Origin of the sequence: Paenibacillus sp. EC2-1 (assembly GCF_049311625.1) — a bacterium.
Lineage (GTDB): Bacteria > Bacillota > Bacilli > Paenibacillales > Paenibacillaceae > Paenibacillus_AQ.
In genome coordinates, this window is sequence record NZ_CP186006.1 from 2524346 (window position 1) to 2543273 (window position 18928).

The window sequence follows — 18928 nt, forward strand, 5'->3', positions numbered from 1 at the left end:
TTATTGCCTGATCTTGAACATTCTGACGTATTTGGAACAATAGACGGTAAACAACAAGGAGAATTCGCTCATGCGTCACAGAAAAAACATGAAAATGAAGAAAGTCAATGTGTCCCATTTGGAACAATACAGCCAACTTCTACGATACGTTTTTCAGGTTACTCATAATGATCTTCATAGAATAGGTTGGGAAGAACACGAAATTATTAGTGCTAAATCACCCGTACTGCAACAGGCTGATGTACTTGGGTGGTTCGATGGAGAGAAGTTGGTTTCTCAAGTTGCAACTTATCCTTTTGAGGTTAGAATATTCGATCGTACGTATGCCATGGGTGGGGTCACGGGTGTGGGTACGTTCCCTGAATACTCAGGACAGGGTCTCATGAACAAGTTATTGTATCAGGCTTTAGCAAATATGAGGGATAAACAACAATCCATTTCCTACTTGTATCCTTACTCCATTCCGTATTATCGCCGCAAGGGATGGGAGATTATCTCTGATAAAATTGTGTTTGAAGTTCAGGATTACCAATTACCAAAAACCAAGCACGTACCTGGAAATGTAGCACGCGTTAATCCTGAAAGTGAGGATGTGAAAAGGGCGTATGAACGTTTCGCATTACAAACGCATGGAGCGATGTTAAGGGATGAGCTTGCTTGGAGTGAATATTGGCGCTGGGACTCTGATGATTTGACTGCTGCAATCTATTATGGGGAAGAAGGAGAACCTGACGGTTACATTTTGTACTGGATCGAGGAAGAAGTCTTCCATGTTAAGGACATGATTTTTATTCATGAGGAGGCTCGCAGTGGACTTTGGAATTTCATCAGTGCTCACTTTTCCATGATATCTAAAGTAATTGGTAATATTCACACGGACGAACCCCTTGCCTTTTTGTTAGAAGATGCGGATATTAAAGAAACAATCTCGCCCTACTATATGGCTCGGATCGTAGATATTGAGCAGTTTATATCCAAATATCCATTCAAGACTGCCACAGTTGATCGGGAGTGGACATTTACCTTACAAGATCCTTTACTTACTTGGAATCAAGGAGTGTTTACGTTACGTATTCATTCTGATGGCACAGGTGAAATCGTAAGAAGTAACATGCGTAGTGATGATAGCATCAGTATACAAACGATGACCACAATGCTGCTCGGTTATAAACGACCCGAGTACCTGTATAAGATAGGTCGGCTCTTATGTGCACCTGAAACACTTGATTTATTAGAAGATGCTATTGAACAGCATACACCTTATTTTTCAGATTATTTTTAAAAAACCTAGGAATATTCATATAGAAAGTCGCATAATACGTGCGGCTTTTTTTATGATACAAGTGCGATGAAGCTTTAAATATTTCGTGGAAACATTTTCTTATTAATAGTAGTGTATTTAATAAACTACTTATTTTAAGGAGTGGTCGATATTAATGATTAATTATGATGGACGTAATTTCGTCTCTGTTGAGAATAGTGATAATGGTGAGGTTTCATCGAAGACGCATTTTCAATACAAACAAGAGGGTTCTATTCTCACAGCTTCATACTCAGGTGGAGATATTATCAAAGGATGTATGATTGGATTAGTTTATGAAGATGGAACTTTACTGTTTAATTATAGTCATGTAAATAGAAAAAATGAGATAAGGGGAGGGACATGTACCTCTAGGCCGAAAATCCTTGAAGACGGTAGAGTACGTCTGTATGAGAAATGGAAATGGACTGATAAAGATCAGAGTGAAGGTGAATCTATTGTTGAGGAGCTTGCTTCTATTCGTTAAACATTAAAATCATAGTTTATACTTAACATTAATTTAACGTGCAGGATCAAGTCCTATATTTCAGGTAATATTCATCACAGAAGATTATAATACCCTTAGGAGGAAAAAGATGAAATTCATACTCATATTCGGTCCACAAGCTGTAGGAAAGATGACCATTGGCCATGAACTTGAGAAAATCACGTCTATGAAATTATTTCATAATCACCAGACGATTGAACTGCTAAGTCCTTATTTTGGATTCACTCCTGAGATGTGGCGGTTGTCTGATCTTTTTCGCAAAGAAATTTTTGAGCAAATGTCTCTAACTGATAGCCCTGGATTCATGTTCACGTATGTCTGGGGATTCGATCTACCAAGTGATTGGAAATATGTTGATGAACTGTGTGATATCTTTGAATCGAAGGGCCATGAGGTATGTTTCGTGGAGTTGGAAGCTGACATAGAGGAACGTCTAACTCGCAACAAGTCACCACATCGATTGAATCATAAGCCATCTAAGAGAGATATCGAACGATCCGAAAAAGATTTAATTACAACGATGGAGCATCATCGATTAAACTCCCTACCTGGGGAAATCACAAGGGAAAATTACATACGTATACAAACTTCTTCTCAGACGGCTGCAGAAACAGCATTATTGATAAAAGATCGATTCCAGCTTTAAAACCAATGACCTGATATTTTACTGCATGAAAAATCAGGCGGCTTAAATAACCGCATGATATGCTCCTTTTTGAGAGGGGGGATTGCTATGGATTGGCTTCAACGAATGAACCATGCTATCAACTATATTGAAGACAACTTGGAAAATGATATTGATTATGATCAGATTGCCAGAATTGCGATGTGCTCGGTGTATCAATTTCAGCGCATGTTTTCATTTGTACTTGAAGTACCATTATCTGAATACATAAGGCGCAGGAGGCTCACATTAGCTGCTTTTGATTTAAAGAACAGAATGAATAAAGTGACGGATATTGCCCTGAAATACGGGTATGAAACTCCCGAATCATTCTCACGAGCTTTTCAGAATCTTCACGGGTTGACTCCTACATCTGCACGCAATGCTGGAAGTCAGTTAAAAGCTTATCCACGCATCTCCTTTCAAATCACATTAAAAGGAGTTGTCGAGATGAATTACCGTATAGAAACAAGAGGTGCATTTCAAGTTTATGGATTAGAAGATATCTACAGCTACGATCTTATTTCAAACCCAGAAGGAATATCAATCCCCGAGGCTTGGGAGAACCTCTATAAAAATGGAGAATTTGATCGATTAAACCAATCGGTACAAGGGGACTGGCGAGGCGAGGGTCATTTCAGTAAGGAACTTGGAACGGTATTTGCCTACGATTCTTACCGATTCACAAGCAATACGACCTTCCCTTACCTTATCGGTTGTTATAGATCGGAGAATAGTAAGGTTAACGGGTATACCGTAGTCGATGTTCCAGCATCTACCTGGGTAATATTTTCAACAAAAAGTGATGGGAACGGCAGCGGTAATTATGATTTGAGCTCTTTAAAAAATCGGATATTCTCAGAATGGCTCCAAACATCGAAGTTGAGCATATTAGACGGTGGTAATTTCGAAATGTATTGTACGGACAAAGATGGATATGAGTATTGTGAGTTATGGTACCGAATTGAGGATAATCTAACAAGTCTATCTGAGAAATAACGTTTGAAGTATAACCTTCTTTGTGTTAATATAAGAAAAATTTGGATTTGATAGGGAGAAATGGTGTCATGATAATTGTTGTTCTTAATCAGTTGATCTAATAACTGAATATATGAGGTTAGTGAGGAGTTAACTACAGTACACATCTGTACTCAAGCTTCTTATTTAGTGCACCTCATATCATTAAGAACAACAGCAATATCATATACCGCATTCTCCAAGTTGCATTCAGGAGATATGAGGCTACAGATGAGCTATGTTCATCTGTGGTCTTTTTTGTTGTCTTAAGATCGCTGAAAGCGCGTCCAAATAAGGAGTTACATAAAAGGAGGAATATAGCATGCAATTCGTTGAATGGTCCGTTGAGGCTGACTGTTATGATTTATCGAGTGAATATAGCATTCGAAGGGCAGATCCCGAAGAATGGGGAATATATTGTTCAGTCTATTATGATATGCGTTATATTGGATTTTTTAGAGAACAAGGTTTTGATAATTCACGTAACAACTCGTTTTGGATCTATAGAGGGGGATTTAAAATCGGTGGGGTGAGGATCTCACCTAATACCATGTATCACTTGTTTTTTATTCCTCCATTTCAGGAAACGTTTGAGGTGCTTAAACTCCTTAAACTTACTTTGATCAGATGGTCGGATAGAACAAAACCGATAAAGGCTTATGAAATTCTTCCAGACCAAGTTAGTTTATTTACACGGGCTGGATTCTGGCCTGATGAATTTAGATGTCGATGGATGCAGCGCCCCACAGATCATTTCGACGTTGTTTGGGGTGACACCCTGATAATTAAGAGTCCTCAAATTTTGGACAATGGGAGAGGGGAAATGCGGTACATTAATGAAGATGAAATTGCTCAGAGTGACTTTCAAAGCTTTGTAGGAGGTTTTGAAGCTGTAAGGAGGAAGAAATCTTCTCTTGAAGACTTTATACCTGATGAAGATCCTAATTATACAAATGACATATTAGTGCAGGCATCGACACTTGTTTATGATAAAGATACCGGTCTGCTAGTTGCAAACTGTCGTCTGTGTTTACAAGATAATCAAGCAGCCGTCTACAGCATTGGTGTCCTTCCGATGTATAGAGGAATGGGACTTGCTACAAGTATGTTAAAAAGAGCGCTGACTAGTCTGAAGGATCATTATCCTATACTAAGGTTGTACGTCATGGAGGGTAATGATGCAGAATCCGTTTATCTAAATCTCGGGTTCGTTCCAGGCGTCCAAGAGATACAGAGTATGTGCATTCCTATGAATCAGTTGTAAATAGAAACGAATACGGCGAGTATGTTTATTTATATAAAGGGAGTTTTCAATAGAGAAACTCCCTTTATATTTGGAGCGAGTTATACCAGTGTCCAGACAATGGTGGGTACTTGCTTACTCTTCCCGATGCTTTTCATCATTATCTTCAACAGTTTCGCCTGCTTTGTTCCCTAATGCTGCACCTACAATTCCTCCAACAGCAGTTCCAATAGGGCCCAAGACGGAACCTACCACAGCGCCCATAGCACCACCACCTACAGTTCCAACAGCTTCTCCAGTATCAATGCCATTCGTGTTGTTACTTTCAGATTCACGGTTTCGATTGCGGTCTTTGTTTTGAGTCATGTTATCTCACTCCTCCATTTTTGTTAACTCTGCTACTTTGAAGCACAGTCCAAAGTACATCTTACCCTCTTAAACCTTAAAGAATTCATCAGTATAGCGATGTATGTGGAAAACCTGAGGGCTCTGCTATTTGCGTAAGGTCAAATAAATCTGACTTGTTAGGTGAGGAAGATAGTGGTATCCTGCGAAATAGAGATGATCAGATGTTTAACTTTTTTATTTATATCTAGGAAAAGGTTTTAATAAGCTGACTATAAATGAATGTTAGGAGTGGAAGTGCTGCATGGTTATATCACTCAAAAATGTGTCATGGCGACGAGATTCGACAATGATCTTGCGAGATATGAATTGGACAGTGGAACAAGGGCAGCACTGGTGTATCGTTGGCCTTAACGGTTCAGGGAAGACCACGATGCTGAATGTTGTAAACGGATATATTTGGCCAACAACGGGGCAAGTCGAAGTGTTGGACCATCGTTTTGGCGATGTGGACCTTAGAGAGCTTCGTAAACGAATCGGATGGGTCAGCACCTCTTTGCAGCAGAAGCTCTACGGTCATCAGACGGCACTTAACATTGTCCTTAGCGGCAAATTCGCAACAATCGGCCTCTATGACGAGACGGGTGAGGAAGATTTAAAACAAGCAAATGATTTGATGGAATTTCTCGGGTGTACTTCTTTGGCTGCTCGTACATACGATACCCTCTCGCAAGGACAGCGTCAGAAAGTACTTATAGCTCGTGCACTTATGGCTGATCCAGATCTATTGATCCTTGATGAGCCTTGTACAGGTCTTGATATCTTCGCCCGGGAGCAGCTGTTGCAGATGATCGAGAAGATTACACAGCAGCCTGGTGGACCTACTCTGTTGTATGTAACGCATCATATCGAAGAGATAACATCTTGCTTCACGCATACGCTTCTAGTGAAGGACGGAGAAATCTTCAAGGCGGATGAGACAGTGAACTGCTTGCAGTCTGATGTGCTTAGCGAGTTCTTCAATACTCGCGTAGAAGTGCAGGAACATCATAACCGTAAGTGGCTTACGCTTCCTGATGACTAGATGATCGGTTTTTTGGATGAAGTTACTTATAACAGGACATAACAACGTATCTATGATATGATGAATGAAACCTATTGGCATTCCACTCTTCAGAGTGGGGTGCCTTCGTTTGTATCTATAGGTTTTTTACATTTAATGTATTACTATCTTAAAGGATGTGGAGGGTTGTGATGCTATGTTTCTCTATTTGTCCCCGATCAGGGGAGGTTCGACAGCTGCTGTGAAAGCGCTAAGATCACTCAAGTAAAGGAGAGGTAGAGCATGGCTACATACATTCATACCGAAAGACGTACACGATTAAATGCTTCCGGACTGCGTAATTTACGCTTGGAGGGGCGCTTGCCGGGGGTTGTATTTGGAAAAAACGTGGATAACGAAATCATTCACATTTCATCTAAACAATTTGAAAAGTGGTTGAAGCAAGGCGCATCTGGTTTTATCGAATTGAAGTCCGATGAGGGCAGATCGCTTACGGTATTATTAGAGGATATTCAACGGAATCCAGTAACTCGTGTTCCTCTGCATGTTGACTTTCAACTCGTACAAACAGGAGAGATCATTCGTACGAAGCTAGCAGTTAAGATCATCGGAACCCCGCTAGGAACGAAGTCAGGAGGGGTTGTACAAATCCAGGATCCATACGTGGAAGTGGAAGCCTTGCCGAAGGACCTACCGTCATCAGTCGAATTAGACATAAGTGCTATGAATATCGGAGATACATTATTTGTGAAAGACTTAAACCTGCCGCAAGAGTTGACGGTCATCTCGGGAGATAACGAGCTTCTTGTATCCGTGTCGAAGCCATAATAGGCTAGACAGAACATATATTTTGCCATGAAATAGAAAATGAGTCCGGTCATATACAATGTACCGGACTCATTTTTTGTTATGAAAGCAAATACGATAATTAGATCGTTATATCGATTAAATTAGGCGGCAGGAAACGGGGCGATTCATTTTTTTGTTTGAGTAGTCCGTCAATCGTAATGGAGTTATAGGCGTAATCTGTTAACCGTCATCCGTTTATGCTTAGGAGTCGATTTTAGGTTTAGTTTTGCTTGTATCCGACAAACAACAAACGGTTGCCCACACTTTCCCACCGGCCGGCATACGCCGGCTTCAAACCTGCAAGAACAAAAAGTATTGTAGGCTTGAAGCCGGCGTATACCCATTAGTCCATATACTTCGCAGCGTCAAAACTAATCTTTGAGTGATGATTAGCATGTTCAATTAAAGAGGATAATTTTGTTACTTCGCGTTCTTTCTTGCGCGCGCTTGCCTGATAGGCTTCGGGGTCGTATAACGCAACATTAAACAATGTAACCGAACCATCGTGTCCGCGGCTACTCTGACGCTCTAATTTCTTTCGTGAGCCAAGATGTGAGAGCTGTCCAATTTCAATGCGAATTTGTTTGGCAAGCTCGATCGCTTCCATGACAGTAATAGGACTACCATTCCAGAGAATGGTCTCAGTTGTATTAGAAACCGCCATTAATAGATCAAGCCTTCTAAAATCATCTGAAACGGTATTGATTTCTTCGGTAATTACATCGACACTGCGTGCAGGAGTTTCAGCTGTTTCTCCTTTTTCAATGATGGTACTGCTATTATTCATTCTCTCTTGCATTAATTGATTCAGGAGACGATTCATTGCAGCTCGAACAGCCAGGGCTTCTGCCATTGTAATATGACTCATGTATACATTCCCCTCTTTAGATAGTTAACGAAGTAAGCTTGCTTTATATTAGACGAACCCCATCACAAAAAGTTGCGGATTGAATTGGACCGTAGTGACTCATGAGTAGTATAAGTCCAATCTTTCTTGTAGTCCTTGTAAGAGTTCCACAGGTATCTCTCTAACTTTGATATCTCTACCAAGGAAAAGTAGCCAATTTGTCATTTCGGTTAATTCTTCTGGATCATAAACATGGATAAAGGTCTTTAAGATCGCCGTAGTTTGATAAGGGTTCGTATAGGATAAAGATTGCTTTAAAGGATGGTATTTTTTAAACTGGGAGATCGCTTTTGGGCCAAGTTCTATAACAAGGTTGATTTCTTCTGCCTGTTTATTTAGTTGTTCTACAATCTTTTTCTTGCTTGCTCTCTTTTTCAAAAGGTAAGGCTTGATATCGGTTAGATTGTCTACAGGAATAATCCGTCGCTTTTCATCCTCGAGGTCAAAACCTTCAATAAACCATACGCTTTTCTCACGAAAAAGATGCAAAAGATAAATCGGGTAAGATTTAATCTCGCTCTGTTCTTCAATGGAAACGAATAAATATTTGTCTTTGAGCAGAACTTGGATCAGCTTTTCTAACATAGGATGGGGAAGATCTGAGAGATCGAGAAGGTCAGGATTATGGGGATTGGTCCCTTCAAAAAGTAGTATTTGATTCAAAAGAACAAGGTCATCTTGCTGGTTTTCGGAGATGAGACCTAGTAATTTTTCCGCTAAAGATTGTCGGCTCTTCAAATAAGGAAGTTGTTGATTCCTTGTAGCCATAAAAGCAATAAAGAGCGCTTTAATTTCATTGTCCGTAAAGCGGACGGTGGGCAGCACAGAGTTATTCATCACAAAATAACCCCCGTCTCTGCCTACTTCGGCGACAAGTGGCATTCCCATTGCTTCAATTTCTCTTATATCGCGTATAGCTGTCGAACGTGAAATATTAAATTCACGCATGATTTCAGTAATGGTGAAGTGAGCGCGGTTATTGATGTACCGCATGATGATATTAATTCGTTCTACTTTTTTCATCGGACTCCCCTAAACAGTATCATTATTTGACATGATTTAAGGTTATTATAAACCCATCAAATGAAAATACAAATCATCTTTAAAATTCCAAAAAAAGGAAGGTTTTTGATTATGGCGAATTATACTCTTGAGGAAAAAGAAAGTTTTATCGTTGTAGGCATTGGAACAGAATTAAAGAGTGATTACACGGATTATGTAGGCATCAATAAAGAGAAAGCGGATTTTTGGGAGACCGTGAAACAAGATGGAAGGCTAGATGCACTCAAGAATGTTGCAACAAATGACTACATTTTTGCTGTGAATGAAGCGGTTAATAACAAAATGATGTATTATGCTGGTGTTATGACAGAGGCATCGGTACCCAATGCAACCAGAATGATTCAATTTCCTAAGGGGGAATACTTAGTTGTAAAAGGCGAAGCCGCGAATGCTGATGAACTTAGTAATAAACTAACTAGCATTGCCTTTGGTCAAGCCTTGCCAGAAGCTGAGCATGTTGCCTACGTTGGCGGACCCAATGCATCCGTTGAGATGGAGCATAGAAACGACTCCGTTTATGGAGAAATGTGGATTCCTGTGGTTAGGAAATAATGAGATTTGGGGGAAAGAGTATGTCATATGTCGTTGATTTTAAAAATGTGTCTACGATCGGTTTAGAGTCTTCACCAGTAGCCGAAGCACTTGCTGGTCTCAGAGCTAATGAAGCTCGTTACTTCATGAACAAATACAAGCATGAGTTCACGGTTATACCAGCAAGTGAGAGTCAAGAGACAATTGAATATGTGAATCGTATTCTGAACGAAGAACGTAACATTGTGTTTGCAGCCAAACCCTTAGAAACCTCACGTTTTCAGGTGGAAAATATTCAATTTTCATATATCTTTTATGAGGATGGCCTTGGAATCAACGTCATGTATACGGTTGATGACCCCAAGAAACGCGCTGTTGGTTTTAAGCTTTCTGAGGGGATGGAAGTTCCTAAAGAGTTAGAAGGGAAGTTTAAGTTTGCTAGGCAGAAATCTAAATTAGCTGGAACGATTCGAGGCTCGTTTTTTGTAATTAAAGGAGAATATTAAATTATTCCCCATCGCATAGGGAGCGTGAAAAGAAGTGATTAGTCAAATTGGCCAAGTTATGCTGTATGTGAGTAATCAAGAGGAGTCTAGAACTTTTTGGACTGAAAAATTGGGGTTTGAGATTATTTCTGAAGAAAACAATGGTCCAATGAAGTGGATTGAAGTTGCTCCTAGAGGCGCAGCAACAAGCATCGTTCTTCACAACAAGGAGATTGTTGCTCAGATGAATCCAGGTATGAATTTAGGTACTCCGTCGATCATGTACTTCACGGAAAACCTAGATGAATTATACAATGATTTAAAGAACAAGCAGGTCACTGTTGGTGATATCGTTGAACTCCCTTCGGGTAGAGTTTTTAACTTCGCTGATCATGAAGATAATTATTTTGCAGTCATGGAAAAGCAAAAGTGATAACAAATTCATAAAAAACAGCTGATCTTTATGATCAGCTGTTTTTTCATACCTTATATCAGCACACGCAGCTCTTTAACCTCAATATCAAAACGTATTTTCCCAAGTGTAAGATCGATATGGTGATGGTGTGACATAGAGAGAAGAATCTTTTTTAACAAACGTAATATAGGCTTCACCCTTCACTGTGGAAGATACCCATTTGTATTCCTCACGGAGCGTACCTTTGCCAGATAATGCGCCAGGACCACCAAATATTTTGACGACCTCATCATAGGTCATTCCTTCTTTCACAGTGGCAGTGCTTTCAGCTGTAACATTTGGATAGCTCAAAATAGGCAAATCCTTACCCTTATATATCATCATATTTAGATAACTTGGTTTAATGGGCCCTGAAATAATAATTTCATTGAAGTTATCACGATAAGCTTCTGGGGCTCCAAATAGGTCTAAACTAGGCTTCTTGGCAAAAAGATAATCCAGATCGAGTGCGTTGAAATGATCGGTATTCAGCGCAAGGAACTTCTCATAATTAACAGTAGGTTTACCAAAATCCTTAACCTTACGCAATTGTTTATCATACACATCTTTCTCAAAATCAGACGGGATCAAGTTCACACCCAAACTAGAAACATATATATCTTTGTGCTGAGCATCCCAGCGGACATCTATACCGAGTAATTCACCTACAAATCTTAAGGGTACAATCGTTGTTCCATTCATAATCTGACTTGGTACATCGGACTGAATATATACTACATCTGATTGACTGTTATTATCCAAATGAGAGCTAGTCGTTTTAGTGGCCTTGTTTTGACCTATAGGTAAAGTAACTTTATAGGAAGATTTCTCATCAGAGTAGGCAATCGTAACTATTTTCTTTTTTGAATCCCATTTCACATCATGACCTAAATATTCAGATATAAATCTTAGAGGCATAAGAGTACGACCATTTTTTATAATGAGTTTCTGATCTAGTACTACTTCTTTGGTGTTTACTATTACTTTAATAGCATCCTTAGCAAGAGCTGTAGTGTTTGATGCCAAGAAAAGAGTCAGCAGCATGAACGTTATTCCTATCACCTTTAATCTCTTTAACATTTTTCTCTACTCCTTTGCTGTTAGATATCTGATAGCTGAAAATATAAATATGCAAAGAATTATAGCAACAATCGGATAAATAAACCAATTTTAGTATGTTTTTCTGTAGAAGTGACACGATGTTCAAACACCAATGAATAACATTTGAATTGTATACAATAATAGGAAGATGAAGAATCGGGATCATATAACAGGAGGGTTCAAAGCTTGAGTCAATCTTCTAATCATTTGTTGATCGCTGCTTTAGGTGGAGTGAACGAAATCGGAAAGAACATGTATATGCTCCAATATCATGAGGACATCGTTGTCATTGACTGCGGATCTAAATTTCCTGATGAAAGTCTGCCGGGTGTAGATCTTATTATTCCGGATATTAGTTACTTACTGGAAAACCATAGTAAAGTCAAAGCACTCATCGTAACTCATGGACATGAGGATCATATCGGAGGAATCCCCTATTTGTTAAAGCAGTTAAATATTCCGGTATATGGTTCCTCGCTCACGATTGGTCTTATAAAAATCAAACTTAAAGAGCATGGCCTTCTTAATGAAGCGAATCTGCATGTCATCGATGTCAACTCGACAGTAGAAGCAGGGCAAATTCAAGTGTCGTTTTTTTCGACGAGCCACAGCATACCTGACTGTTTAGGTATTGTTTTTCAGACGCCAGAAGGAAATGTAGTACATACAGGCGACTTCAAATTTGATATGTCTCCCATAAATGGACCCTATCCGGATCTGCATCGCATGGCGGATATTGGTAAGCAGGGAGTCAAGGTACTCCTTTCTGAGAGTACGAATGCTGAGAGACCAGGCTTTACACCCTCAGAGCGATCGGTTGGTGAACACATTCTAGATGCCTTTGTAAGGGCTGACCAACAGGTGTTTATCTCGACATTCGCTTCGAACGTGAACCGAGTTCAACAGATCGTAGATGCAACGATCAAAACAGGACGTAAACTCGTTCTACTAGGCAGGAGTATGGTCAATGTCGTATCTGTTGCTAAAGAGCTTGGTTATTTAAATATTCCCGATGATTTACTAATTGAAGCGGATGAAACCGAAAAGTATCCAACTCGTAAAATCGCCGTGCTGTGCACAGGAAGTCAGGGTGAGCCCATGGCAGCACTTTCTAGGTTAGCCAGCTCCCGTCATCCCCATATCGAAATTTTACCGGGTGATACCGTAATTATTGCAGCAGGGCCTATCCCAGGAAATGAACGAAATCTGTCGCGTGTCATCGATAATTTGTATGTTCTTGGTGCAAAGGTGATCTACGGATCAGGGTCTTCAACGGGTATGCATGTTTCCGGTCATGGTAGCCAAGAAGAGCTCAAATTGATGATGACATTAATGAAACCAGAGTACCTAATCCCCGTTCATGGAGAGTTCCGGATGATGTATCAGCATCGACTTCTAGCGGAGTCGGTGGGCATTCCGAATGAAAATGTCTTTATTGTTCGCAATGGTGAAACAATCCAAATCAAAGAGGGTAAGGCAATACATGGTCCAACAATCCCTTCAGGGAACAGTTTGGTGGATGGATTAGGCATCGGGGATGTAGGGAATATCGTTCTTAGGGACCGAAGACTATTATCATCGGATGGTATGCTCATTATCGTAACCACATTGAGTAAAACGGAAGGTCATATGCTTGTGAAACCGGAGGTAATCTCCAGAGGATTTGTATTTGTTAAGGACTCCGAAGAGCTAATGAACCAAATCCTTACCCGTGTGAACACAGTGATGGACAATTTGACAGATTCGGAAATGAGTCAGTGGAGTTTAATAAAGCAGACACTTAAAGATCAAATCGGAAAGTTTATATACACTCAGACCAAAAGAAGACCCATGATCTTGCCGATCATCATCGAAGTGTAGACTTTATGATTTAGATACGAGAAGCTGGAGGATCATAAGCGTCAAAATATCAGTATTATAAGTCACCATTAGGGTAGCTTTTTTGTATTTATTAATTGAGATTAGTAGTACAATCGATCAATATTTTCTCTATCAGAAGCAGCTATATTATTTTAACATTGGCCCCATTGCTCATCATCACGTATAATTAACTTGAATGACAATACCATTACTACTCAGAGAAATGGAAAAGTACATGATGAATAAGGAGAACATATGAGACATTACGATTTTCTACCAATCATACTAGGCAGTGATGAAAACGCCTATGGCAATGCTAGATTGATCCATGAAACTTATCAAATCAAACCATTACTACTATGCACTCGGCTCTTAATACCAACCATGAACAGTAATTTGTTCGACCTTGTTCAAATCGATGGATTTGACAATGATTCAATTTTTCCAGGGGCTCTACTCTCTGTATTAGAGAAACACGCTGCTCCGAACAAAAAAATAGTTGTTATACCTTGCTCAGACTATTATGCAGCTATGTTGACTAGGCATTATAGCAAATTTAAAGGACTCATTAATAATCGCTTTATTTCCGAAGAATTGCTCGATACATTCGATACGAAAGATAAATTTTACAAGTTATGTGAACGTTATGGACTGGATTATCCACGGACGATTGTTTGCGAGCCGCAAGATCGCTTAACTGCTTTGGAAGAGATGGATTTTGAATTTCCGATTGTTGTAAAGCCTGAGAACAGTAATGCCTATGCTTATTTGCACAGTGATTTCGAAGGCAAGAAGAAGGTGTTCTTTTTTAACTCTAAGAGTGAGTATCTAGAGATGGTTAAGAATATGAATAAATCCGATTACACAGGAAAACTAATTATTCAAGAATTTATTCCTGGTGGAGACAGTTCGATGCGAGTCATCAATAGCTATTCTGATAATGATGGAAAAGTAAGAATGATGTGCTTAGGACAGCCTGTACTAGAGGAATATGCTCCAAAAACACTCGGAAACTATGCTGCCATCATCACTCGTTCGGATGAAGAGATATTTAAAAAAGTACAAACGTTTCTTGAAGAAATCGGTTATGTTGGTTTTTCCAATATTGATATGAAATATGACAGCAGAACAGGCAAGTACATGTTGTTTGAAATTAATCCTCGACTCGGTAGAAGCAGTCTGTTTGTCAAAGCTGCTGGTCTAAATATGATTGCTGCACTTATAGATAACGTTGTTTATGATAAAAAAGAAGAGTGTGTATATAGTAAAAAGGTAGGCTTGTGGACCAATGTTCCGAAAGCGGTATTGGATAAATACGTTACGGATCCTCAATTGTCCAATGAAATTAAAGCTCTTTATAAACAAAAAAGGGTGCTAAGATCCCTTTGGTATAAAGAAGATTTAAATTTAAAAAGAATGTTAAGAATTGCGAGATATAATTACGCCCATATTAAGAATTTCAAAAGCTACTTCTTTAGTAAGGAATAATGTAATTCAATAAAGATATTCATCGAAAACCACATGTGGATTAATCGCATGTGGTTTTTTGTTGAGGAAATAGATATACAATTAATGGGATTGGTGAAACAATAATATTTAATTTGAACCTTATTAGGTAATCGAGCCAATATCAGGTGTAAGTTCTTAAATGGAGGCCGGCCCCTATGAATGAAATGGATATCAAGCCTTGGCTCATCCGGATGAACCAAGGAGATGAAGAAGCATTCCAGACTGTTTATCATTTAACGCGTGATAAGGCTTATGGTTTAATCTATTATCTGGCTCCGAACAAGCACGATGTCCCTGACATTATGAGTGAGGTGTACATCGAATTGTTCAAGAGTCTGGATAAGTATCAACAGGAGCAGAAGTTCGGTTCATGGTTTAATGGCTTAATTATTCGACAAGTTCGAAATTGGAATCGGAAGAGCTGGCGGAGGTTTCGCATTATAGAAAAAATGAAAGGGATGATCTCTGAACCACCCCAATTGGCGATAGAGGATCGAATATCCATCTTTAGTGATCGCCTAGAACTCATTTCTATGCTTGAAACTTTACCATTGAAACTCAGAGAGGTAGTCGTTCTTAGGTATTATCAGGACTGTACGCTTGAAGAAATCGCTCATTTGCTTGAAATTCCATTAGGCACCGTAAAATCAAGACATCACCATGCCCTGAAGCGGCTGCGTCATATGTATAGTGAGTGGGATCACAGAAAGGAGCGGGACGGTTATGTCTATTGAACAGAAATTAAAAGATGAGTTTAAGCAACACAACAAAAACATCGTGTGTCCCTCTTCTATAGATTTACGAGTAATGAACCTCTACAGGGAACGAGTGATGGAGAAGAGGGGAGAACATTTGATGAGAAGAAATAGAAAATGGTCCAAGGCGGCCTTGGTCGTTCTAATCATTACGGTCTTAAGCGGCTTTGCGTTTGCAGGGAGGACACTTCTGTTTGAAGAAACCAAAGGGAACTTAACGATTTCTGCAGAGACATTACAAGGGGTAGACTTGAGTGAAACTCAGCTTGAGAGCATCCGTAAGGCTCGAGAAGTAGTGAATAATCAGTTAAATGTTGGAGAGTCCGCTGTTGTCTATTTAAGCGCTTTGGACAATGTCAGTAGCTTGCCAATTATACCAATGATCCAGCCAGATCTAAACAACGACCTGAATAGTTGGAGAACCGAATTGTTAGAACATCATTTTAATGTGTTGCCGCCAGATACATTACTAGGATCATACACGTTCGCTGGGGGCATGAAGAAGTATCCTTTTGGAACGTTGGAAGGTTCAGAAAGTGATATGAAAGCATTGGCCCAGGAATTGAAGGCTGGAAGCGAATCCAGTGGAAAAGAATATTCGTGGAAGAAAATAGACTCTACATCCTCATTGCCGCTCATGACCTTTACCTCTGTATACCGGAATAAGAATCAAGATACGTTATATTATTTAATCCAACAAATCGCTCCGGATTCAAAAATTAGGTTGAACATGTTAACCCCTTCCTCCACAACATTTGAAGAACTAGACTTAAATGGACATACCGCTCGATATTTTAAGAACAACTCGTTTGTATTTACAGACAGTCAAGCTTACCAAGAAATCAGTTGGATGACTGAAGAAGAGGGGCAAGCGACTGTTTATACCATAGGAAGCGATTCGCTTGAGATGACAAAAGAGCAACTGATTGAAGCTGCAAATCAGTTATAATGTGATGTCGAAGCCTACATGAATTGCCCCTTGTAATTAAAAGAAGAGGTCAGCCAGTATAACTGGCTGACCTCTAATGATTTATAAGACAAAGCATCATAATTGCTTTCCTTCTTGCTATGACGAACCGACCATGAAGGGAAGCGATGCTTGATCACTCATTACGCTTGACCGAAGATAATTTCTTTCACTTGGTCTTTATCCAACCTCTTGATAACTTCGGTGATTAATTTCACCGCATTTTCGAAATCATCACGGTGGAGAATTGCCGCATGTGTGTGAATATATCTTGTCGCTATTGAAATCGCAAGCGATGGAACGCCTCCTGCAGTCACGTGAATGGCACCAGCATCTGTACCGCCACCTGCAACATAATCGAATTGATAAGGAATCCCGAGCTCATCAGCTGTATCCGTAATGAAATTACGTAGACGGCGATGTGAGATCATGGATCCGTCATAGATGAGAATTTGCGGACCTTTGCCCATTTTGGCCAAAGCATCTTTCTCACTTATACCTGGCGTATCACCAGCGATCCCAACGTCAACCGAAAAACCGATATCTGGTTGAATGACATTGGTTGCCGTTTTCGCTCCACGTAAGCCAACTTCCTCTTGTACGGTACCGACACCATAAACGGTATTTGGATGCTCGACATCTTTCAATTGTTTCAGAACATCGATTGCTATAGCACAGCCAATGCGGTTGTCCCATGCTTTGGCCATTAACATTTTTTCGTTTTTCATCACCGTAAAATCACATACAGGTACGATAGAATCCCCTGGACGAACACCGAATTCTGTAGCTTGCTCTTTGCTTTGTGCTCCGATATCGATGAACATCTCTTTTTTATCTACTGGATTTCTACGGGCTTCTGGCGATAATATATGCGGGGGTTTAGAGCCGATGACGCCCGGAATATTCCCCGTGCGAGTCATAATAGTCACTCGCTGAGCAAGCATCACTTGCTCCCACCAACCACCAAGCGGTTGAAAGTAAATAAAGCCTTTGTCGTCGATCCGCGTTACCATGAAACCAATTTCATCCAAATGGCCGGCAACCATAATTTTAGGGCCATCAGAGACTGAGCCTGTTTTTCTGGCGATCAAGCTGCCGAGATGATCAACAGTCACTTCATCAGCATAAGGGGTGATATGTTCCCGCATCACGTCGCGTACTTCATCTTCATGCCCAGGTACGCCATTAGCGTCGGTTAAAGCTTTTAACATTTGTAGGGTAGAGTCCAAGGATGTCCCTCCTTAATTAAAATTGAATTTCAATTTATTATATATGAATTTACAGGTCAAGTCATTACTGGAAAGCGATCTTTGCTTACGAATATAAGCCTTGAATTCAAAATATCCTGTGGGTATGGGTAGCGTTCAATCATAAACCAACTATTATCAATATCAATGGATACTAGCTTATTAGTGCGTTGTTCTATAAAATGTATGTATAAAATGAAATTGGGTTTCATCTATTGAAACATAAGTGGTGTTAATACCGAAATGACTTGGATAGGAGTGTGGTTTTAGATGAGCAGTAAGGAACGGTTTTCGAGCCGTGTCGATTCGTACGTGAAGTATCGTCCCAGTTATCCGAAAGAGCTTATAGATTATTTGTATGAAACAGTAGAAATTGATGGCGAGATAGCCGATATTGGAGCCGGGACAGGAATATTCTCAAAGCTTCTGCTGAACCGGGGAAGCTGCGTAACCGCAGTGGAGCCCAATCAAGCTATGCGCCAATCTGCCGAATCAGACCTAGGAGGAATACCTGGATTTCGTATGGTCTCGGGCTCAGCAGAGGAGACAGGGCTGCCCGATCAATCGGTGAATCATATCGTGTGTGCTCAAGCCTTTCATTGGTTTGACCGTGATGCTGCCCAAATGGAGTTTCGTCGGATCCTGAAACCGGGTGGAAAGGTGGTACTGATATGGAACTCTAGGGTCACGCAAGGAACGCCGTTCCTGGAAGCGTATGAAGAGCTGCTTCTTACCTATGGAACCGACTATAAAGAGGTGGATCAAAAGAACATTTCGCACGATACGCTTACTACCTTTTTCCGGTCAGGTGACTTGAACGAGGAAAGGTTCTTCAATCGGCAGATCTTTGATTATGAAGGATTATGTGGCCGTTTGCATTCATCTTCTTACGCCCCTCTTCCTGACCATCCGAATTTCGAATCCATGATGAGTGAACTGCGTGCTATTTTTGATCGAAATGAGCAAGATGGTTTTGTGTTTTTTGCTTATGAGACCAAGGTATATTGGGGAGAAGTTTAATTATTATATTCCCCAAGATTGTGCAATTTATAGTGATTTTC

General features: G+C 40.0%; 20 protein-coding genes. 15 read left to right on the forward strand and 5 right to left on the reverse strand.

What is annotated here, in order from left to right; translation table 11 throughout:
- Positions 1–70: 70 nt before the first annotated feature.
- From ACK8P5_RS11925 to ACK8P5_RS11945, 5 genes are all read left to right on the forward strand, one after another.
- Positions 71–1282: a GNAT family N-acetyltransferase gene (locus ACK8P5_RS11925; protein ID WP_422661141.1), complete on the forward strand. Its 1212-nt coding sequence runs from the start codon at positions 71–73 to the stop codon at positions 1280–1282.
- Positions 1283–1436: 154 nt separating this feature from the next.
- Entirely contained in the window at positions 1437–1787 is a 351-nt protein-coding gene (locus tag ACK8P5_RS11930; RefSeq protein WP_422661142.1) for a n-acetylglutamate synthase, read from the forward strand.
- Positions 1788–1896: 109 nt separating this feature from the next.
- Positions 1897–2454, forward strand: coding sequence for a shikimate kinase (locus tag ACK8P5_RS11935; RefSeq protein ID WP_422661143.1), 558 nt, complete (start codon positions 1897–1899; stop codon positions 2452–2454).
- Positions 2455–2541: 87 nt separating this feature from the next.
- Positions 2542–3471 (forward strand): AraC family transcriptional regulator, encoded by a 930-nt coding sequence (locus tag ACK8P5_RS11940; RefSeq protein ID WP_422661144.1) that lies wholly within the window; start codon positions 2542–2544, stop codon positions 3469–3471.
- 340 nt (positions 3472–3811) lie between these two features.
- Positions 3812–4753, forward strand: coding sequence for a GNAT family N-acetyltransferase (locus tag ACK8P5_RS11945; protein WP_422661145.1), 942 nt, complete (start codon positions 3812–3814; stop codon positions 4751–4753).
- 114 nt (positions 4754–4867) lie between these two features.
- Here the strand turns inward: ACK8P5_RS11945 and ACK8P5_RS11950 are convergent, their stop codons facing one another.
- The gene (locus ACK8P5_RS11950; RefSeq protein ID WP_422661146.1) at positions 4868–5098 is read right to left on the reverse strand and encodes a glycine zipper domain-containing protein; all 231 of its coding nucleotides are present in this window, start codon (positions 5096–5098) and stop codon (positions 4868–4870) included.
- A gap of 283 nt (positions 5099–5381) precedes the next feature.
- Between ACK8P5_RS11950 and ACK8P5_RS11955 the strand changes: the two genes are divergently transcribed.
- Entirely contained in the window at positions 5382–6161 is a 780-nt protein-coding gene (locus ACK8P5_RS11955) for an ABC transporter ATP-binding protein (protein ID WP_422661147.1), read from the forward strand.
- Between the two features lie 261 nt (positions 6162–6422).
- Positions 6423–6968, forward strand: coding sequence for a 50S ribosomal protein L25 (locus ACK8P5_RS11960; protein WP_422661148.1), 546 nt, complete (start codon positions 6423–6425; stop codon positions 6966–6968).
- A gap of 364 nt (positions 6969–7332) precedes the next feature.
- On the opposite strand, the gene ACK8P5_RS11965 is transcribed toward ACK8P5_RS11960, so the two are convergent.
- Positions 7333–7842, reverse strand: a complete 510-nt coding sequence (locus ACK8P5_RS11965; RefSeq protein WP_422661149.1) for a hypothetical protein — start codon at positions 7840–7842, stop codon at positions 7333–7335.
- 114 nt (positions 7843–7956) lie between these two features.
- Positions 7957–8919, reverse strand: a complete 963-nt coding sequence (locus ACK8P5_RS11970) for a helix-turn-helix transcriptional regulator (protein ID WP_422661150.1) — start codon at positions 8917–8919, stop codon at positions 7957–7959.
- Positions 8920–9030: 111 nt separating this feature from the next.
- Here ACK8P5_RS11970 and ACK8P5_RS11975 point away from each other — a divergent pair, with 111 nt between their 5' ends.
- The 3 genes from ACK8P5_RS11975 to ACK8P5_RS11985 are packed head-to-tail and all read left to right on the forward strand — an operon-like array spanning position 9031 to position 10407.
- On the forward strand, positions 9031–9510 hold the full coding sequence (locus ACK8P5_RS11975) for a GyrI-like domain-containing protein (protein WP_422661151.1): 480 nt from the start codon (positions 9031–9033) through the stop codon (positions 9508–9510).
- A gap of 20 nt (positions 9511–9530) precedes the next feature.
- Positions 9531–9995 (forward strand): phage tail protein, encoded by a 465-nt coding sequence (locus ACK8P5_RS11980; protein WP_422661152.1) that lies wholly within the window; start codon positions 9531–9533, stop codon positions 9993–9995.
- A gap of 34 nt (positions 9996–10029) precedes the next feature.
- Entirely contained in the window at positions 10030–10407 is a 378-nt protein-coding gene (locus ACK8P5_RS11985; protein ID WP_422661153.1) for a VOC family protein, read from the forward strand.
- Between the two features lie 87 nt (positions 10408–10494).
- On the opposite strand, the gene ACK8P5_RS11990 is transcribed toward ACK8P5_RS11985, so the two are convergent.
- A complete protein-coding gene (locus ACK8P5_RS11990; protein WP_422661154.1) occupies positions 10495–11508 on the reverse strand; it encodes a copper amine oxidase N-terminal domain-containing protein in 1014 nt (337 codons plus the stop codon).
- Between the two features lie 207 nt (positions 11509–11715).
- On the opposite strand from ACK8P5_RS11990, the gene ACK8P5_RS11995 reads away from it, so the two are divergent.
- The 4 genes from ACK8P5_RS11995 to ACK8P5_RS12010 all read left to right on the forward strand — a co-directional run bounded on the left by ACK8P5_RS11995 (position 11716) and on the right by ACK8P5_RS12010 (position 16602).
- Positions 11716–13389, forward strand: coding sequence for a ribonuclease J (locus tag ACK8P5_RS11995; RefSeq protein ID WP_422661155.1), 1674 nt, complete (start codon positions 11716–11718; stop codon positions 13387–13389).
- Between the two features lie 255 nt (positions 13390–13644).
- Positions 13645–14877: an ATP-grasp domain-containing protein gene (locus tag ACK8P5_RS12000; protein WP_422661156.1), complete on the forward strand. Its 1233-nt coding sequence runs from the start codon at positions 13645–13647 to the stop codon at positions 14875–14877.
- 176 nt (positions 14878–15053) lie between these two features.
- Positions 15054–15632: a sigma-70 family RNA polymerase sigma factor gene (locus ACK8P5_RS12005; RefSeq protein WP_422661157.1), complete on the forward strand. Its 579-nt coding sequence runs from the start codon at positions 15054–15056 to the stop codon at positions 15630–15632.
- A gap of 121 nt (positions 15633–15753) precedes the next feature.
- On the forward strand, positions 15754–16602 hold the full coding sequence (locus ACK8P5_RS12010) for a hypothetical protein (RefSeq protein WP_422661158.1): 849 nt from the start codon (positions 15754–15756) through the stop codon (positions 16600–16602).
- A gap of 161 nt (positions 16603–16763) precedes the next feature.
- On the opposite strand, the gene ACK8P5_RS12015 is transcribed toward ACK8P5_RS12010, so the two are convergent.
- Positions 16764–17831 (reverse strand): M42 family metallopeptidase, encoded by a 1068-nt coding sequence (locus tag ACK8P5_RS12015; protein ID WP_422661458.1) that lies wholly within the window; start codon positions 17829–17831, stop codon positions 16764–16766.
- A gap of 306 nt (positions 17832–18137) precedes the next feature.
- On the opposite strand from ACK8P5_RS12015, the gene ACK8P5_RS12020 reads away from it, so the two are divergent.
- Complete coding sequence (locus ACK8P5_RS12020) at positions 18138–18887, forward strand: class I SAM-dependent methyltransferase (protein ID WP_422661159.1); 750 nt, start codon at positions 18138–18140, stop codon at positions 18885–18887.
- Positions 18888–18928 lie beyond the last annotated feature (41 nt).

Excerpts from the sequence above, each read along its gene's own strand:
- ACK8P5_RS11925 (WP_422661141.1), top strand. The coding sequence starts at position 71 with ATGCGTCACAGAAAAAACATGAAAATGAAGAAAGTCAATGTGTCCCAT.
- ACK8P5_RS11930 (WP_422661142.1), top strand. The coding sequence starts at position 1,437 with ATGATTAATTATGATGGACGTAATTTCGTCTCTGTTGAGAATAGTGAT.
- ACK8P5_RS11935 (WP_422661143.1), top strand. The coding sequence starts at position 1,897 with ATGAAATTCATACTCATATTCGGTCCACAAGCTGTAGGAAAGATGACC.
- ACK8P5_RS11940 (WP_422661144.1), top strand. The coding sequence starts at position 2,542 with ATGGATTGGCTTCAACGAATGAACCATGCTATCAACTATATTGAAGAC.
- ACK8P5_RS11945 (WP_422661145.1), top strand. The coding sequence starts at position 3,812 with ATGCAATTCGTTGAATGGTCCGTTGAGGCTGACTGTTATGATTTATCG.
- ACK8P5_RS11950 (WP_422661146.1), bottom strand. The coding sequence starts at position 5,098 with ATGACTCAAAACAAAGACCGCAATCGAAACCGTGAATCTGAAAGTAAC.
- ACK8P5_RS11955 (WP_422661147.1), top strand. The coding sequence starts at position 5,382 with ATGGTTATATCACTCAAAAATGTGTCATGGCGACGAGATTCGACAATG.
- ACK8P5_RS11960 (WP_422661148.1), top strand. The coding sequence starts at position 6,423 with ATGGCTACATACATTCATACCGAAAGACGTACACGATTAAATGCTTCC.
- ACK8P5_RS11965 (WP_422661149.1), bottom strand. The coding sequence starts at position 7,842 with ATGGCAGAAGCCCTGGCTGTTCGAGCTGCAATGAATCGTCTCCTGAAT.
- ACK8P5_RS11970 (WP_422661150.1), bottom strand. The coding sequence starts at position 8,919 with ATGAAAAAAGTAGAACGAATTAATATCATCATGCGGTACATCAATAAC.
- ACK8P5_RS11975 (WP_422661151.1), top strand. The coding sequence starts at position 9,031 with ATGGCGAATTATACTCTTGAGGAAAAAGAAAGTTTTATCGTTGTAGGC.
- ACK8P5_RS11980 (WP_422661152.1), top strand. The coding sequence starts at position 9,531 with ATGTCATATGTCGTTGATTTTAAAAATGTGTCTACGATCGGTTTAGAG.
- ACK8P5_RS11990 (WP_422661154.1), bottom strand. The coding sequence starts at position 11,508 with ATGTTAAAGAGATTAAAGGTGATAGGAATAACGTTCATGCTGCTGACT.
- ACK8P5_RS12000 (WP_422661156.1), top strand. The coding sequence starts at position 13,645 with ATGAGACATTACGATTTTCTACCAATCATACTAGGCAGTGATGAAAAC.
- ACK8P5_RS12005 (WP_422661157.1), top strand. The coding sequence starts at position 15,054 with ATGAATGAAATGGATATCAAGCCTTGGCTCATCCGGATGAACCAAGGA.
- ACK8P5_RS12010 (WP_422661158.1), top strand. The coding sequence starts at position 15,754 with ATGAGAAGAAATAGAAAATGGTCCAAGGCGGCCTTGGTCGTTCTAATC.
- ACK8P5_RS12015 (WP_422661458.1), bottom strand. The coding sequence starts at position 17,831 with ATGTTAAAAGCTTTAACCGACGCTAATGGCGTACCTGGGCATGAAGAT.
- ACK8P5_RS12020 (WP_422661159.1), top strand. The coding sequence starts at position 18,138 with ATGAGCAGTAAGGAACGGTTTTCGAGCCGTGTCGATTCGTACGTGAAG.